This is a genomic window from Dietzia cinnamea NBRC 102147, from assembly GCF_001571065.1.
Taxonomy (GTDB): Bacteria; Actinomycetota; Actinomycetes; order Mycobacteriales; family Mycobacteriaceae; genus Dietzia; species Dietzia cinnamea.
In genome coordinates this window covers 24,298-40,449 of the sequence record NZ_BCSW01000002.1, presented here as the reverse complement: position 1 = coordinate 40,449, position 16,152 = coordinate 24,298, and the positions used below count along the sequence as shown (strand labels likewise).

Below are 16,152 nucleotides of genomic sequence, written 5' to 3'. Positions count from 1 at the left end.
GAGAAGATGTTCAGCTGTCGAGCGCGGCCTTCATGCAGCGCATCGCGGCCAGCGTCTTGGGCACGCCGATGTAGGGCATCAGGTGCACGAAGCACTCCGCCACCTGCTCCCGGCTCATCCCGGCCACATCGATGGCCGTCTTGATGTGGCCGGTGAGTTGCGGCTCTGTCCCGCCCATCGCGGCCAGGGCGGCCATGTTGAGCATCTGGCGATCGCGGAGCTCCAGGCCGTCCCGCTGGTAGGTTCCACCGAACACCGCGCCGACCACCCAGTCGGATGCCCCGGGCGCGAACTCGTCCAGCTGCTGCTTCCATGCCGCCGCCGACTCCGGGGACTGCGTCTCCTCGACGAACCGGTTGCCCTTGTCCATGCTCAGTTCCACGGTGATACTCCTCGACGGATCGGCGAATGTCCTGGTCAGGCTAACAGGGCAGCCCGTAGGCCCGTCCCGGCCAGGTACGGGGTGGCGGACCCGCAGGGCCCCCATGAACCGGTCCATTACCCGGACGCGCTTACGCGACGACGCGGAATCGTGATAGCTTCGTTCGTCGGCTTCACAGCCGTACTCAAGCATCGATGACACGACACGCGAGGGTCCACGCAGGGACCTTCTGACACGGCACGGTCGATCAACCCCACCCGCCGGACGTCAGGAGACTCCTTGTCCTCATCCCATACTGCCCCTGCGCCTGTCCCCGGCCGTGCCGGTTGGATGATCGCGGTCGCCGCCGCCGCGGCGTTCCTCGCCACCTTCAACGAGGCCTTCCTCAACGTCGCCTTCACGCCGATCATGAACGACTTCGGCGTCGACGTGAACACCGTGCAGTGGCTCACCACCGGGTATCTGCTGGTCGCCGCCGTGTTCGTCCCTGTCTCGAACGTGCTGTACCACCGCTTCCCGACCCGGCAGTTGTTCGTCTCGGTCGTCGCGGTCATGGTCATCGGCTCGATTATGGGTGCCCTCGCCCCGTCCTTCGAGGTACTGCTGATCGCCCGCCTGCTCCAGGCCATCGGGACGGGTCTGCTCACCCCGATCGGCATGAACATCACGCTGGCCGTCTCGCCCCGCGAGAAGCTCGGGCTGAACATGGGCATCATGGCCGCGATGACCACCCTGGGGCCTTCCCTGGCGATCGTGCTCTCCGGCGTGCTGCTGACGTTCGCCCCGTGGACCACCCTGCTGTGGGTCTTCGGCGCCTTGACCCTGCTCGTCCTGATCGCGGGCGCGATCGCGCTGCGCACCGTGGCTGACCTGGGCCGCCCCGTACTGGACATCCCGTCGTTCCTGCTCGTCGCGGTCGGCCTGGTCGGCATCCTCTATGGCATCTCGGCCGCGTTCGGCGGTGCTCCGGTCTACGCCGCGCTCTCGGCGGTCATCGGCCTCGCCGCTCTGTGGGTGTTCGTCGTCCGTCAGCGTCGGATCGCGCACCCGCTCATCGACATGCGACCGTTCTCCAACCGCGCGTTCGTCCTCGGCGTGTCGATGACCATGCTGGGCCTGGTGTTCGTCTTCGCGATGAACGTCGTGATCCCGCTGTTCCTGCAGGCGGCTCAGGGCATCTCGCCGCTGGGTGCCTCGCTCACCCTCGCGCCGGGCATCCTGCTCACCGTGGTCGCCGGGCCGGTGGCCGGCCGCCTGTTCGACCGGCACGGTGGCCGCTGGTCGATCCCGCTCGGCTTCCTCGTGATGGCGGTCTTCGTCACCGGCGTCGGCATCGCCGCCGGGTACTCGTCGATCCTGCTCTTCGGCCTGCTCTACATCCCGGCCGTCCTGGCCACCGCCCTGGTGATCGGGCCGTCGCAGACCTTCGCGCTGTCCAGCCTGGACCGCGACTCCGCGCCGCACGGCGTGACCGTGGTCTCGACCAGCTTCCAGATCGCGGGCTGCGTGGGCACGTCGCTGGCCGCCGGCATCTACGGCGCCGTCTCCGGCGCCAACCTCGACTCCGGGGGCGACGAGTTCGAGTCCCTGCTCACGGGCTTCCGCAGCGCCGTCGGTGTCGTCGTCATCGTCTCCCTCCTCGGGATCGCGCTGGCGTTCGCCGCGAACCGGGCGGCGCGCACCGCCCGCCCGTCGGCGTCCGAGACCGGGTCGCGCCCCGTCGACTCCGTCGAGTCGATCATGAAGACCGACGTGTACGCACTGTCCTCCACGGACACGGTCCTCGACGCCCTCACCACGTTCGGTGTCCGCGGCATCTCCGGCGCCCCGGTCCTCGACGCTGACGGCGCGCTGGTCGGATTCCTCTCCGACGGCGACGTCATGCGCTACCTGTCGGCGGCGCACCCGTCGTCGACCTCGATCTACTCCTACGCGATCGGGGCCGACGACGACCTCGTCGACGCGATGGCGGACCTCGCGGATCTCAACGTCATGCGGTTGGCCACCCGGGAGGTCGTGACGATCGACGCCGGAGCCTCGATCGCCGACGCCGTCGCCGCGCTCTCGGACGCACACCTCAAGAAGGTGCCGGTCGTCAGGGACGCAGGCGCGATGGTGGGCATCGTCAGCAGATTGGCGATCAACCGACTGGCCATCACCAGCTACCTGGACTCACGCGCCGGGTCGACGGAGTCGGCAGCCGTTCCCGCTCACTGAGCCGACACGCCCGCCTCAGCCGACCGCGCCCCCGCCGAAATGTTCCGACGGGGGCGCGGTGGTCTCTGTCAGCGTCCGCTGCGTACCGGCCTGCTGCGACGAGACCCCCGCCCGGCACCGCCCGTCGCCGGGGTGCCCAGCACCCGCCGCCACCGTTCCGGCATCGGCGCCGACACCACAACGTCGCGGCCGTCGGGCAGCGGGATGACCATCCTCGCGGCGTGTAGGTGGAGCCCGGAACCGCCACGCGACGCGACCACACTGTCGAACCGGGGGTCGCCGTACCGGTCGTCGCCGGCGATCGGATGTCCGGCGTGCTGCAGATGGACGCGGATCTGATGCTTGCGGCCGGTGAAAAGCCGCACGTCCACCAGGGTGGCCCAGTCCCCCACGCGCCTTCGGACCCTGACGTGGGTCTCCGCGCGCTGGCCCCGCGGGTCCACCACCACATCGGCGTCTCGCCTCCGGAGCGGCGCCTCCAGCACCCTGAGGTTCGCAGGCCACTGCCCCGCGACGATCGCCAGGTAATGCCGTTCGATCTCCTTCTCCCGATCGCGCAGCATCTCGTGGAGATGACGCAGCATCGGCGGGGTCTTGGTAAGGACCAGGACCCCGGAGGTGTCGCGGTCGAGCCGGTGGCCCAACTCGAGACCGGGCAGGTCGGGGCAGAGGAATCTCAGCGTCTCGATGACGCCGGCGGGCATATCCGAGCCTCGGTGCACGGCCACCCCGGCGGGCTTGTCCACCACCAGTAGGTTCGAGTCCTCGTAGAGGACGGCCTTGGCCATCCGGTCGAGTAGGGCGGTAGGTGGCCGCGTCACCGTCGTGGCGGGGGCCCCGGCTTGCATCGCGGGGAGGTCGATCACATCGCCCTCGGCGAGCCGGTAGTTCTGCTCGGCTCGGTGACCGTTCACCCGCAGCCGGCCCTGGCGCAGAAGCTTGAACAGCAGCCCCGCCGGCACACCCCTGAGCTGGGATCGCAGGAACTTGTCCAGCCGACGGCCGGCGTGCCCTTCATCGACGACAATGGTGGCGGCCGGTCGCGAGACCGTGGTCGTGGCCGGGACGGGGGTCGGCGCGGTCAGACGGCGGGCGGGCGGGGGCCGGCCGCCTGCCGCGCGCTGTGACGTCATTTCGGCGGGCTCAGGGCAGCCTGGCGCGGTTGAGCGTGCTCAGGTCCTCGTTGACGTCCGAGAAGATGGCACTCACGTCCGTGATCCCGAAGCCTGCGAGACGCTCGGTGTGCATCGCGACGTAGGCCTCGGCGTTCGCGCGGGTGTCGAAGAGATAGATCCCTCCGGACCGGCCGGCCGATTCGTCCTCGATCCACACCTTCCAGAGGAAACCCGGCTCGGCGTTGATCGACTCCGCCAGCCCTCGGAACGCCTCCGCCATCTCCGCGCCCCAGGGGCCGCGCATCGAGAAGTTCACCTGTACCACTACAGCCATCGTCGCCCTCCCGGCCCGTCTCGAAACACCAGGATACCGCTGGTGGATGGATCAGCTTTCCGGTGAACCGACGTCCTCCGCCTGCCCGGGGTGCGGAGCGCGGGCCTGTGCCTCAGCCCACACCCGTCGCCAGTGCTCGGCGAGCGAATCAATGGTCTCGTGGGCGTTCAGCCCGCTGGGCTGCGGCACGAGCCACAGCTCGACGTCCTCCGGCCACCCGGGCAGTGCCGTGCTGTCCTGCCTCCCCGCGGTCGCGCCGGGGCGGGTGAACGCGGTCCGGAACGCGGTGATCCCCACGATGGCCACGACCCCCGGGCGCAGCATCTTCGCGCGCTCCGCGAGACGCGCTCCACCTTCCCGCAGCTCCTCGCGGGAGAGCTCGTCGGCGCGCGCGGTCGCGCGCCCGACGAGGTTGGTGATCCCGATGCCGGCCGCGAGGAGTTTTCCCTCGTCCGCGTCGGAGAGTCCGGCCGAGGCGTCGACGAAGTCGTCGGTGAGCCCGGCGCGATGGAGAGACGGCCAGAAGCGGTTGCCGGGCCGTGCGAAGGGCGCGTTGACGGCCGCGGTCCAGAGGCCGGGGTTGATGCCCACGATGAGCAGCCGTAGCGCGCCGGGGTCGACCGGCAGGACGTCGTCGACGCCGTCCTCCTGCAGATCGGCGAAGGCGGCGAGATCCTGCTTCGTCGGTCGCCGACCCCGCAGCGGGGAGGGCCGCCGGGGTCGCGCCCTCACGCCCACGGCGACGCCACCTCACCCGTCGTGGGTGCCGCCGGACTCACGCCTCGAGCACGTAGCGGAGGATCTCCACCACCTGGTCGGTGGTCGTGCACCAGGCCTGGGCCTCCGCGTCGACCTCCTTGAGCGGGTGGACGATCTCCGCATCGTGGAGCGTCACGTAGGGCTTGCCGAGGGCCGCGCAGTAGCCGGCGTCGAAGGCGGCGTTCCACTGCTTGTACTTCTCCCCGAACCGCACCACCACCAGGTCGCTCTGCTCGATCAACGTACGCGTACGAATCGCGTTGACCTTCGCCGACTGGTGGTCGCGCCAGAAGGGGCTGTCGGTCTCGCCGAGGTGGTCGCCCGCAGCGTCGCTGGCCGGGTGGTCGGTGACCGGCTCGGTGAACGTGACATCGAGGCCCGCGGCCGTCGCGCCGCTCCGGATCTGGTCGCGCCAGTCAGTGTGGATCTCGCCGGACAGGTACACGGTGAAGCTCATGACCACACCATCCATGAGTGCGGCGACCGCGGCAACTTCACCCCCGCGAGCCTGAGAATCGACTCATCTCCTCGCCAGAACGTCACCCGTGGCGGCCGTGCCGGTCAGGCCCCCAGTGCGATGCGGTGAGCTCGAGGTGGGGAGGACTGTGATCAGGCGGGCAGCGTATCCGCGCAGTTGCTGTGGCGGCGCAGACTGGCACGGCTCCCCCGGGCACGACGGTCGGCCCGGGGAAGCCGTGCTCCCCGCTACCCGATCAGGTACGCGAAGCCCCGGCCGGACTCTTCGAGTCCGCGGAGGAATCGTCTCGTCCGGTTCACGTAGTGGTCCACGTACTCCGCTTCCGACTCGTTGCCCGGCTCATCTCCGTCACGAGGGGGCAGACAGGGAACGAAGTCCGCACGGGTGAGTGTGTCCAGATCATCGGCGATCGGGGCGACGTCCTCTGGCGGGATCGCCCGAACCCACGGCAGCCACCCTTCCCAGTTCGCGAGCGGCGTCACGTCGCCCTCGAACATGCGATACGCCGGGCGGGGTTCGTCAGTCGGATCAGACGGTGACGTCATCAACTGCAGATTTCTCCACGCCTTGTCCAGGTAGAGCATGTCCTCCTCCCGAGGGCCCTGTCGAAAGTCGGTCGCGGCGACCGTGGACCCGGGCGGAAAACCCCAGGCATCCGCCAAGGGGTCGGCGCTGATGTAGGCGCGCGGGTCGGCGAGCACGGCCTGGGTGGCGTCGGCGTCGAAGGCATATGCGTAGTAACGGATTCCCATGAGCCCAGCATCGCGGAGAGCGACGTGCTGAGAAGCTCGTGCGCGGCCACCTGTGGATGAAGGATCCGGCTTCGGCTCGCCTGTGGAGAACCAGCGGGCCGGTCACGCGGTGGTGTAGGCGACGAGCGCTGAACAGTAAACCGAGACTCCGACCCGCGTCACGGCGAGTCGAGTAGGTCGATTCCGTAGTCCGCGACGACGGCCCGTACCTCGGCCAGGTAGCGCAGCGCCTGCTCGGTGAGCGGAATGCCGGAGTGGCTGATCCAGCCGATCTCGATGCTCTCGTCCACGTCGAGCGGGATCGCCACGATCTCCGGGTCGAGGTCGTCACTGATGATGCCGGTCGAGATGGTGTACCCGTCGAGTCCGATCATCAGATTGAAGATGGTCGCGCGGTCGGCGACCCGGATCTCCCGCTTGCTCGACAGGGTGGAGAGGATCTCTTCGGCGAAGTAGAACGAGTTGTTCGCCCCCTGGTCGAACGTGAGCCGGGGCAGGTCGGTCAGGTCACCGAGCGTGACCCGCTCGCGGGCGGCCAACGGGTTCTTCCTCGAGATGAAGATGTGCGGGACCGCCGCGAAGAGCGGGTGGAAGACGAGACCGGAATCGCGCAGGAGTTTGTCGATGACCTTCCGGTTGAAGTCGTTGCGGTACAGGATGCCCACCTCGCTCCGGAGCGTCCGGACGTCCTCGATGATGTCCCATGTCCGCGTCTCGCGAAGAGAGAACTCGTACTGCTCCACGTCAGCGGACCGCACCATCCTGATGAACGCCTCGACCACGAAGGAATAGTGCTGCGCGGAGACCCCGAGCAGTCGGCGGGACGGCGGCTGGCCGAGATACCGCTGCTCGAGCAGGGACATCTGCTCGACGACCTGTCTGGCGTAGCCGAGGAACTCCGCACCCTCCTCGGTCAGCGTCACACCCCGGGCGGACCGCGAGAGCAGCGTGCGCCCGACCCTGGACTCGAGGTCCTTCATCGCGGCGGACATGGTCGGCTGGGCGACGTAGAGGAGCTCCGCCGCGCCCGTGATCGACCCCTCCGCCGCGACCTCGATGAAGTACTCCAACTGTTGCAGCGTGATGCCCCTGGATGCCCTGCCCATAGGCACAGACTATAGAGACGCATAGCAAACGGTAGTTACCCGATGCCTGAACTGGGGCTGCAGGATGAGGGCACAGATTTTCCGCAAGGCCGAGCCCGGCCGATCGAGACCCGGATTGGATGTACATGTCGGACGACTTCGCGTTCAGCATCACCACCACCCGCTTCGACGAGGACTACTCACCGTCGGAGAATTCCCGCACCACCACGAACTTCGCCAACCTGGCACGGGGCGAGCACCGCCGGCAGAACCTCCGCCGCGCCCTCGCCATGATCGACGACCGGTTCAACGGACTCGCCGGCCGGCACGACCCGAGCCGGGACCGCTACACCGTCGAGCTGGAGATCGTGTCCGCGGATCTGCAGTTCACCTCGGCAGGCGAGAGCCAGCGGTTCCCGCTGATCGAGGTCCTGGACGTCCAGATCCTCGACCGGGACACCGGTGAGCGTCACCCGGGCATCGTGGGGAACAACTTCTCGTCCTACGTCCGGGACTACGACTTCAGCGTTCTCCTGCCGGCGGCCAACGAGAACACCGCTGAGTTCACCGTGCCCGACGACTTCGGCGACCTGCACGGCAGACTCTTTCAGCGCTTCGTCGCCTCGGAGGCGTACCGGGAGCGCTTCTCCGCGGAGCCGGTTATCTGCATCAGCGTGTCGACGAGCCGGACCTACCGCCGGACCGGACACCACCATCGCGTCCTCGGTACCGAGTACCAGCAGGACGACTTCTCGCTGACCGACGAGTACTTCGCCCGGATGGGGCTGGAGGTCCGGTACTTCATGCCACCGGGCGGCGTCGCGCCGCTCGCGTTCTACTTCCGCGGTGACCTGCTCCACGACTACACGGACCTGCAGCTCATCGGCACCATCAGCGTGATGGAGACCTTCCAGAAGATCTACCGTCCGGAGATCTACAACGCTCACTCCCCTGCCGCGGACGTCTACCGCCCGACCCTGGATCACGGCGACTTCTCGCCCACCCCGATCGTGTACGACCGCGAGGAGCGCAACCGGCTCGGCAAGGCGCAGGGCAGGTTCACGGAGGAAGCCCTCATGAAGCCGCACCGAGCGCAGCTCGAACAGTGGGCCGCCCGCTACCCGGTGCTCGTCGGATGAGCACCAGAGGAGAGTCGATCATGTCCCCGATCCTGCCCACCACCACCGTCGGCAGCCTGCCCAAGCCGTCGTGGCTAGCACAGCCGGAGACCCTCTGGTCGCCCTGGAGGTTGGAGGGCCCCGAGCTGATCGAAGGTAAGCAGGACGCGCTGCGTATCGCCGTGAAGGAGCAGAGCGATCGCGGCATCGACATCGTCAGCGACGGCGAACAGACCCGGCAACACTTCGTGACGACCTTCATCGAGCATCTCGACGGGGTCGACTTCGAGCAGCGCGAGACCGTGCGCATCCGGAACCGCTACGACGCCAGCGTGCCCACCGTGGTGGGCGCCGTGAGCCGCGAGAAGCCGGTCTTCGTGGACGACGCGACGTTCCTGCGGCAGCAGACCGACAAGCCCATCAAGTGGGCTCTCCCCGGGCCCATGACGATGATCGACACGCTGTACGACCGCCACTACTCCAGCCGCGAGGCGCTGGCGTGGGAGTTCGCGGCGATCCTCAACCAGGAGGCGCGAGACCTGGAGGCCGCGGGGGTCGACATCATCCAGTTCGACGAGCCCGCCTTCAACGTCTACTTCGCCGAGCTCAAGGACTGGGGCGTGGCGGCCCTGGAACGCGCGGTCGAAGGCCTGCGCGCCGAGACCGCCGTCCACATCTGCTACGGCTACGGGATCAAGGCCAACACCGACTGGAAGGCGTCGCTCGGCTCGGAGTGGCGGCACTACGAGGAGTCGTTCCCCCTCCTGCAGCAGTCCGGTATCGACATCATCTCGCTGGAGTCCCATAACTCCCGCGTCCCGATCGACCTGGTCGGGCTACTGCGCGGCAAGAAGGTCATGCTCGGGGCGATCGACGTGGCGAGCGAGAAGGTCGAGACTCCTGAGGAGGTCGCGGACACGCTCCGCAGCGCGCTCGAGTTCGTGGACGCGGACAAGCTCCTGCCGAGCACCAATTGCGGCATGGCGCCCTTGTCGCGGGACGTCGCACTCGCGAAGCTCAGCGCACTCAGCGCTGGAACACGCCTCGTCCGCGAGGAGCTCGTCACCTCTCACGCCTGACGGATCGGGCCGGGTCTGCGAGCGCCGGCCCCGCCCTGCATGCGATGCCCCCGACCGCCACGACCCCGGGCCACCAACGACCGCCGCGGCACTCCGGTCAGCGCCCCGCCCGATCTCCGGAGAGGTCGAGGCCGCCGAAGTAGTGCGCGAGGACGAATGCCATGGCGACGCCGCCGGTGGCTGCAGCGGCCCTGTCCTTCGGAGATCCCACGCGGCGTGCCAGCGCGCCACCCGCCGCGAGATTGAGCACGCCCCAGGCCACGTTGTGCAGTGGCGGGGACAACCCGACTCCCGGGGGGCGTGGCGAAGGGCGTCGGGAACCGCTCGCCGGTCATTCCCTTGACCGTGTGCGGCACGGCGTCGGCGAGCAGCGCGCCGCACAGGCCCGCCGCGATCACACCGGTCACCTCGCGTAGAACAGTCACTGGCTCCCCTCTCCGTCGGCGCGACCGGCTCCGCCCTCCCTGGCGGCGCTCTACCGCGTGCGCTGCCACCCGCTGTACGGGCCGGCCTTCACGAGTCTGACAGAGGTCCCCGGACGCCGTACCGCGCAACTACGAAGTCGCGGTTGCGATCGCACCCCTTCAGCTCGAGGTCGAACGCGCCGCCGAAGAGTGGCTTGCCCGAACCGAGGGTCACGGGCGCGATCGAGACCACCACCTCGTCGAGCATCCCCGCCCCGGCGAACTCGGCTGCCAGCCCGCCGCCACCCATCACCCACACATCGCGACCACCGGCCGCGGACTCCAGCGACTCGCGGTGATCAGACGGGGCGCCCGCGACAAAGGAGACGTGGTCATTCACCGCCTCCAGCTCCCGGTGGGTGAACACGAAGGTGGGGATCTCGGGCAACCAGTCACGGTCGTGTTCGAGCACCCACGCGTACGTGGACGCCCCCATGACCTGCGCCCCCACCTCCGTGAGGAACGCGTCGGTGCTGCCCGGCCCGTTCTCGTCGATGTCCTGCTTGAACAGCCAGGCCAGCGAGTGGTCGTCGTCCGCGAGGAATCCGTCGAGGGTCGTGGCGGTGGAGTAGCGGTAGCGGGTCATGACAGTCCTCCTGAGGCGCGGCGGTGCCACATGATCGGGTCGGGATCGAGGTGCCTGATGTCGACGCCGGCCTGCGCGAGCATCCAGCGCGCGAGCTGGCGGCGGTGGGCCGAGAACGTGAGGGTGTGGGCGACGATCTGCGACAGCAGGAACGACTCGGGTGGGTCACAGAGCGCGTCGACCACCCGGTCGCCCCACGCGCCACGGCGTTCCACATCGCGTGTCATGGCCAGCCACCGCGCGGCGATCTCGGAGTGCCGCCTGCGGAGACTCGCGACGTCGTCCTCCACGCCGAGGTCCGGCTCGTCCTCCCCCTCGATGCACGCGAGCCAGGGCAGCTTGTCCGAGGCCAGGTGGTGCAGGACGTTCGCGAGCGTCGTCTCGTCACCCGCCCACTCGAGCACCCTGTGTCCCGGCAACCTCTCGCGCCGGAACTCGTCGTCGTCAACCCCCTCGGCGGCGGCGAGCACCGCGGCGGTGTCGTCGAGGTCGTGCCGGATCATCAAGGCGACGACGTCGCCGGCCGAGATCTCCCGTCCCGCGTCGACGTAGAGCACCGTCGGGGAGTGGAAATGGATGCCGTTCGGTGCAGGCAGCCAGTGGCCCCGGTCGTGTCGCGGCGGCATGGCGCCAGGAGGGCACCCGAACGCCCGCGAGAACGCGCGCGAGAATCCCTCGACCGAGTCGTATCCCGCTGCGAACGCCGCATCGGTGACGCTGCGTCCTCCTTGGATCTCCCAGGCCGCGCGCTCGAGGAGGACACGCCGCCGCATCGCCGCCGGCGCTTCTCCTGCCGCCCGGCTCACCTGACGACTGAAGTGGAACGACGACGAGTGGGCGTCCGCCGCGAGCGTGTTCAGGACTGCGCCGCCTTCGTGCTCGGCGAGAACGGCGTCGAGCAGCTCGCGGATGCGATCTCGTCCCGGGCGTCGTGCGGTCATGCTGTGATTATCAGTGGAACGGGGCGCCCTCGGCTTGACCGTTCTTGCTCGATATCAGGCCGGGGGCCGCCAGAAGACTCGGCGTCAGGGCGACGGGCGGGAAGGACCTGCTGACCCGCCGAATCGCGGCGGCGCTGGACGGCGCCCTCTTCGACGAGCCACCGGCGCCCGCGCGCTCCGCGGGAGCTCAGCTCGCCGGCCCGTTGACGCTCCAGACGGTCATACCGCGGGGCCAGCGGTGCAGCCAGGTCGTCCGGGCGTGGTTCGTTGAGCAGGTGGGAGCTCACTTCAGCTTCGATGCCGAGATGCGCGCCTTCTTCGCCGGAACCGACGGAACGCACACGATGCAGGACGCACTCGATCACTACCGATCGACCCGCGGACGGGACGCGAAGCCGATCGACTCGCAGTTCGAGTACAACCGGTTCACCCGCGCGTGGCACGAGACTCACCCGACCGGAACCCGCGACAATGCGCGTCGGGCCTGGCGCGACTACCGCGAGCGACCGGTGGACCAGCGCGGACGGGCCTGACCCGCCGGTGCTCCCGGTACCCGCGGCCCCGCCACCGTTGCGCGATCTCAGACGTTGAAGCGGAACTCCACCACGTCGCCGTCCGCCATGACGTAGTCCTTGCCCTCCATGCGCACCTTGCCGGCCGCCTTGGCCGCGGCCATCGAGCCGGCGGCGTCGAGGTCGTCGAACGAGACGATCTCGGCCTTGATGAAGCCCTTCTCGAAGTCGGTGTGGATGACGCCGGCGGCCTTGGGGGCGGTGTCGCCCTTGCGGATGGTCCAGGCGCGCGACTCCTTGGGGCCGGCGGTGAGGTAGGTCTGCAGCCCGAGGGTGTGGAAGCCTGCGCGAGCGAGCGCGTTCAGGCCGGGCTCGGTCTGGCCGATCGACTCGAGCAGCTCCATGGCGTCGTCCTCGTCGAGCTCCTGCAGCTCGGCCTCGACCTTGGCGTCGAGGAACACGGCGTCGGCGGGCGCGACGGCGGCGCTGAGCTCGGCCTTGCGCTCGTCGCTCGTCAGCACCGACTCGTCGGCGTTGAAGACGTAGAGGAACGGCTTGGCGGTCATGAGGTGCAGATCGCGCAGGAGGCCGCGGTCGATCTCGTCCTGGGCCTTGAACAGGGTGCGCCCGTCCTCGAGCACGGCCTGGGCCTTGCGGATCTCCTCGAGCTGCGCCACCAGCGACTTGTCCTTGCGGGCGTCCTTCTCGATCCGCGGCAGCGCCTTCTCGATGGTCTCCAGATCGGCGAGGATCAGCTCGGTGGCGATCACCTCGATGTCGGCCATCGGGTCGACCTTGCCGTCCACGTGGATGACGTCCGGGTCGTCGAAGACGCGCACGACCTGGCAGATGGCATCGGCCTCACGGATGTTGGCGAGGAACTTGTTGCCCATGCCCTCGCCGGTGCTGGCGCCCTTGACGATGCCCGCGATGTCGACGAACGACACGACGGCGGGCAGGATCCGCTCGGAGCCGAAGATCTCGGCGAGTCGGTTGAGGCGGGGATCGGGCAGGTCGACCACGCCGACGTTGGGCTCGATGGTGGCGAACGGATAGTTCGCCGCGAGGACGTCGTTGTTCGTCAGGGCGTTGAACAGGGTCGACTTACCGACGTTGGGCAGTCCGACGATTCCGAGGGTGAGGCTCACGAGGCCACAGTCTACGGACCGCGGCCTGCGGCCCTCCCCCGCGGCCGTCGGGCCGTCACAGGGAGCGCACCGACGCGGCCTCTGACAAGATGACTCCCATGAGCGACGAGCCGAAGCCGCATCCCCCCGTCGAGGATCAGGAACAGCACGTCGACCGGTCCGTACTCATCGGCCTGGGTGGGCGATGGGTCACCGACTGGGCCCTGCGCCTGGCCATCCTGCTGGTCGCGGGATGGCTCATCTCGCGGATCGGCGGCGCGCTGTGGGTGGGGATCCTGCCGATCCTGTTGGCGCTGATCATCTCCACCGTCCTGTGGCCCGTGACGGGCTGGATGGTGCGGCACAAGGTGCCCAAAAGCCTGGCCGCCATGCTGTCGATCATCGGCTCCCTGGGGCTGCTGACCGGCGTCATCGCACTGATCGCCCCGTCGATCGTGGAGCAGAGCGTGCAGCTCGCCGACCAGACGTCCGAGGCGATCACCGAGGTCCAGGACTGGCTGCGGGGGCCGCCGCTCAACATCCGTGACGAGCAGCTGGACCGCCTGCTGGACCAGCTCAGCTCGACGCTGCAGGACCGGGGCGACCAGATCGCGTCCGGCGTGTTCACCGGAGTCAGCGCGGTGGGATCGTTCGTCGTCACCCTGGTCCTGGTGTTGGTGCTCACGTTCTTCTTCATCAAGGACGGGCCGCGGTTCCTGCCGTTCGTGCGTCGCAACACCGGCCGCACCGCCGGCCGCCACCTCACCGAGGTCCTCACCCGGGCGTGGAACACACTGGGCGGCTTCATCCGCGCCCAGGCGATCGTCTCGTTCGTCGACGCCGTGCTCATCGGCCTCGCGCTCGTGATCCTGGGCGTACCGCTGGCGTGGGCGTTGGCGGTCATCACCTTCATCGCGGGCTTCATCCCCATCGTCGGTGCGTTCACCGCCGGAGCGCTCGCCGTGCTCATCGCGCTGGTGGCCAACGGGTTCACCACCGCGATCATCGTCCTGGTGGTCATCATCGCCGTACAGCAGCTCGAGGGCAACGTCCTCCAGCCGATCCTGCAGTCGCGCGCCATGAACCTGCATCCGGGCGTCATCCTCCTGGGTGTGGCCGCGGGCAGCACGCTCTTCGGCATCATCGGCGCGTTCCTCGCGGTGCCGATCCTCGCCGTGGCCGCGGTGGTCATCCGGTATATCAACGAGCAGATCGATCTGCGCACCGGCGACGTCACCGCCTCCGATCTGGCCTCCGCGACCGACGAGGGCCGCCTGACGGCCTGGCTCGGGGAGATGTCCAGCTCGCGGTTCGCTCCGCTCCGTAAGAGCAGCACCGCGATCATGGCCGGGATGATCGACGAACGGCCGGACATCGCCCCGCCGCGTTCGGCGACGCCCGGAGCGCGCACGGCGGCCGTCGCCGCGTCGGCGCCGGGTGGTGCGGGGGTCGCCGCGACGGGTGACGACGACGAGGTGGGCGGTGACGCCGGCCTCGCCGCTCCGCCGTTATCGGATCAGCTCCCGCCCGAACCCGGCATCACCGACCCGATGGCGGTCACCGGCACGCGGCCATCCCCGCGAGAGGAGGCGGCCAAGCCCCGTCCGCTGCGTCGTTTCGGCCGTTTCCTCGCCCGTCGGCTGGGCGGTTAGAGTCATCTTCCGTGAGTAGACGCAGGAGTGGCCGGGTGCCCGCGGACGAGAGGTCCGTGGTCTCCTCGATGCGCGGGCTGCCCGCCTGGACCGCGGTCCTGCTGGCGGTGGCCATCACGCTGACCGGCGTGGCCATCGACTCGGTCTCGGGCGAGCTCGGCGTCGGGTTCACCGTCGCGTTCGTCCTCGGGTGCGTGGTGTCGGTGCTCGCGATCTCGCGCCGCTCGCTGTTCGTGGCCGCGGTCCAGCCGCCGATCATCATGACGCTGCTGGTGCCGCTGGTCTACGTGATCTCCGGGGCGGGCTCGGGCGCGGACGTGTTCTCGCGGACGCAGATCGTCTCGGTCGCACTGCCGTTGGCGACCCGGTTCCCCCTGATGGTCGCCACGACCGTCGTCGTCATCGCGATAGCCCTGATCCGGGCGTTCGTTCTGGAGCCGCGGCCCGCGCGGCCGGCGGCCCCCTATATCCAGCGCACCGCCCCGGCACACGCCCGCCGCTGAGGCGGGGCGTACCGGGGCGGTGAGTGCCCTCCGGCCCGCGGGGAGCGGGCGGTCGGGTCAGGCCTTCTGCGGCATCCGCAGCTCGCGGGGCAGGGCGAAGGTGATGGTCTCCTGCGCGGTCTTGACGGTCGACACATCGCTGTACCCGTGCTCGTCGAGGAGCTCGAGCACCCCGCGGACGAGGATCTCCGGAACGGACGCGCCGGACGTCACCCCCACGGTGGTGACCCCCTCGAGCCACGCCAGGTCGATCTCGTCGGCGTAGTCCACCAGATGGGCGGCATCCGCGCCGGCCTGGAGGGCCACCTCGACCAACCGCACGGAGTTCGAGGAATTCTTCGAACCCACCACGATCACCAGATCGCACTGGGGCGCCATCGCCTTGACCGCGCTCTGGCGGTTCTGCGTGGCGTAGCAGATGTCATCGGACGGCGGGTCGATGAGCGTGGGGTACTTCTCCTTGAGGCGGCGGACCGTCTCCATGGTCTCGTCCACGCTCAACGTGGTCTGGGACAGCCAGATGAGCTTCTCCGTGTCCGTCGGCACCTCGAGGGTGTCGACGGCGTCCGGCCCGTCGACCAGGGTCACCACGTCGGGCGCCTCGCCGGCGGTGCCCTCGACCTCCTCGTGGCCCTCGTGGCCGACCAGCAGGATCTGGTAGCCCTCCCGGGCGAAGCGCTTGACCTCGGTGTGCACCTTGGTCACGAGCGGGCAGGTGGCGTCGAAGGTGGTGAGCTCCAGCTGCTTGGCGCTCTCCCGGACCGCGGGCGAGACCCCGTGGGCGGAGAACACGAGATTCGCGCCCTGGGGCACCTCGTCGGTCTCGTCGACGAAGATCACCCCACGCTTGGTGAAGGACTCCACCACGTACTTGTTGTGGACGATCTCCTTGCGCATGTACAGCGGCGCCCCGTGCTTCTCCAGGGCTTTCTCGACCGTCTCGACGGCTCGGTCGACGCCGGCACAGTAGCCGCGCGGTTCCGCGAGTAGTACCCGCTTGGTTGCCGGTTCGGCGATCATGTCGGTCTGCTCGGTCATGTCACCAGGG

The 16,152-nt window shown here is 69.0% G+C and carries 18 protein-coding genes; 6 read left to right on the top strand and 12 right to left on the bottom strand.

Annotated features, from left to right (window positions below; translation table 11 throughout):
• Positions 1-10: 10 nt before the first annotated feature.
• A complete protein-coding gene (locus DCI01S_RS01290) occupies positions 11-382 on the bottom strand; it encodes a carboxymuconolactone decarboxylase family protein (protein ID WP_061227613.1) in 372 nt (123 codons plus the stop codon).
• Positions 383-712: 330 nt separating this feature from the next.
• On the opposite strand from DCI01S_RS01290, the gene DCI01S_RS01285 reads away from it, so the two are divergent.
• Positions 713-2,599 (top strand): MFS transporter, encoded by a 1,887-nt coding sequence (locus DCI01S_RS01285; RefSeq protein WP_061227612.1) that lies wholly within the window; start codon positions 713-715, stop codon positions 2,597-2,599.
• A 68-nt stretch (positions 2,600-2,667) separates the two neighbouring features.
• Here DCI01S_RS01285 and DCI01S_RS01280 read toward each other — a convergent pair whose 3' ends face one another.
• The 6 genes from DCI01S_RS01280 to DCI01S_RS01255 all read right to left on the bottom strand — a co-directional run bounded on the left by DCI01S_RS01280 (position 2,668) and on the right by DCI01S_RS01255 (position 7,143).
• Complete coding sequence (locus DCI01S_RS01280) at positions 2,668-3,732, bottom strand: RluA family pseudouridine synthase (protein WP_232303019.1); 1,065 nt, start codon at positions 3,730-3,732, stop codon at positions 2,668-2,670.
• 10 nt (positions 3,733-3,742) lie between these two features.
• On the bottom strand, positions 3,743-4,048 hold the full coding sequence (locus DCI01S_RS01275; RefSeq protein WP_061227611.1) for a monooxygenase: 306 nt from the start codon (positions 4,046-4,048) through the stop codon (positions 3,743-3,745).
• Positions 4,049-4,099: 51 nt separating this feature from the next.
• Positions 4,100-4,786 (bottom strand): mismatch-specific DNA-glycosylase, encoded by a 687-nt coding sequence (locus DCI01S_RS01270; protein ID WP_061227610.1) that lies wholly within the window; start codon positions 4,784-4,786, stop codon positions 4,100-4,102.
• A gap of 37 nt (positions 4,787-4,823) precedes the next feature.
• Entirely contained in the window at positions 4,824-5,264 is a 441-nt protein-coding gene (locus tag DCI01S_RS01265; protein ID WP_061227676.1) for a YtoQ family protein, read from the bottom strand.
• Positions 5,265-5,512: 248 nt separating this feature from the next.
• The gene (locus DCI01S_RS01260; RefSeq protein WP_061227609.1) at positions 5,513-6,037 is read right to left on the bottom strand and encodes a DUF1877 family protein; all 525 of its coding nucleotides are present in this window, start codon (positions 6,035-6,037) and stop codon (positions 5,513-5,515) included.
• 158 nt (positions 6,038-6,195) lie between these two features.
• On the bottom strand, positions 6,196-7,143 hold the full coding sequence (locus DCI01S_RS01255; protein WP_061227608.1) for a LysR family transcriptional regulator: 948 nt from the start codon (positions 7,141-7,143) through the stop codon (positions 6,196-6,198).
• A gap of 125 nt (positions 7,144-7,268) precedes the next feature.
• On the opposite strand from DCI01S_RS01255, the gene DCI01S_RS01250 reads away from it, so the two are divergent.
• Positions 7,269-8,261, top strand: coding sequence for a putative oxygenase MesX (locus tag DCI01S_RS01250; RefSeq protein ID WP_061227675.1), 993 nt, complete (start codon positions 7,269-7,271; stop codon positions 8,259-8,261).
• Positions 8,262-8,281: 20 nt separating this feature from the next.
• Positions 8,282-9,319: a methionine synthase gene (locus DCI01S_RS01245; protein ID WP_061227607.1), complete on the top strand. Its 1,038-nt coding sequence runs from the start codon at positions 8,282-8,284 to the stop codon at positions 9,317-9,319.
• A gap of 97 nt (positions 9,320-9,416) precedes the next feature.
• Here the strand turns inward: DCI01S_RS01245 and DCI01S_RS17705 are convergent, their stop codons facing one another.
• The 3 genes from DCI01S_RS17705 to DCI01S_RS01235 form a co-directional block, all read right to left on the bottom strand.
• On the bottom strand, positions 9,417-9,602 hold the full coding sequence (locus DCI01S_RS17705; RefSeq protein ID WP_218001303.1) for a hypothetical protein: 186 nt from the start codon (positions 9,600-9,602) through the stop codon (positions 9,417-9,419).
• 230 nt (positions 9,603-9,832) lie between these two features.
• Positions 9,833-10,369: a dihydrofolate reductase family protein gene (locus tag DCI01S_RS01240; RefSeq protein ID WP_061227606.1), complete on the bottom strand. Its 537-nt coding sequence runs from the start codon at positions 10,367-10,369 to the stop codon at positions 9,833-9,835.
• Positions 10,366-11,310 carry a helix-turn-helix domain-containing protein gene (locus DCI01S_RS01235; RefSeq protein WP_061227605.1) on the bottom strand — a complete coding sequence of 315 codons (945 nt, stop codon included), beginning with the start codon at positions 11,308-11,310 and terminating at the stop codon, positions 10,366-10,368. The genes DCI01S_RS01240 and DCI01S_RS01235 overlap by 4 nt, the downstream gene beginning before the upstream one ends.
• 44 nt (positions 11,311-11,354) lie before the next feature.
• On the opposite strand from DCI01S_RS01235, the gene DCI01S_RS01230 reads away from it, so the two are divergent.
• Positions 11,355-11,843 (top strand): DUF6434 domain-containing protein, encoded by a 489-nt coding sequence (locus DCI01S_RS01230; protein ID WP_061227604.1) that lies wholly within the window; start codon positions 11,355-11,357, stop codon positions 11,841-11,843.
• A 47-nt stretch (positions 11,844-11,890) separates the two neighbouring features.
• On the opposite strand, the gene ychF is transcribed toward DCI01S_RS01230, so the two are convergent.
• Entirely contained in the window at positions 11,891-12,970 is a 1,080-nt protein-coding gene (gene ychF, locus DCI01S_RS01225) for a redox-regulated ATPase YchF (protein WP_061227603.1), read from the bottom strand.
• Positions 12,971-13,068: 98 nt separating this feature from the next.
• Between ychF and DCI01S_RS01220 the strand changes: the two genes are divergently transcribed.
• Positions 13,069-14,601, top strand: coding sequence for an AI-2E family transporter (locus DCI01S_RS01220; RefSeq protein ID WP_061227602.1), 1,533 nt, complete (start codon positions 13,069-13,071; stop codon positions 14,599-14,601).
• Positions 14,602-14,612: 11 nt separating this feature from the next.
• Positions 14,613-15,104: a DUF6542 domain-containing protein gene (locus DCI01S_RS01215; RefSeq protein ID WP_243699642.1), complete on the top strand. Its 492-nt coding sequence runs from the start codon at positions 14,613-14,615 to the stop codon at positions 15,102-15,104.
• A gap of 57 nt (positions 15,105-15,161) precedes the next feature.
• On the opposite strand, the gene DCI01S_RS01210 is transcribed toward DCI01S_RS01215, so the two are convergent.
• Positions 15,162-16,142: a 4-hydroxy-3-methylbut-2-enyl diphosphate reductase gene (locus DCI01S_RS01210; RefSeq protein WP_061227601.1), complete on the bottom strand. Its 981-nt coding sequence runs from the start codon at positions 16,140-16,142 to the stop codon at positions 15,162-15,164.
• Positions 16,143-16,152: the final 10 nt, after the last annotated feature.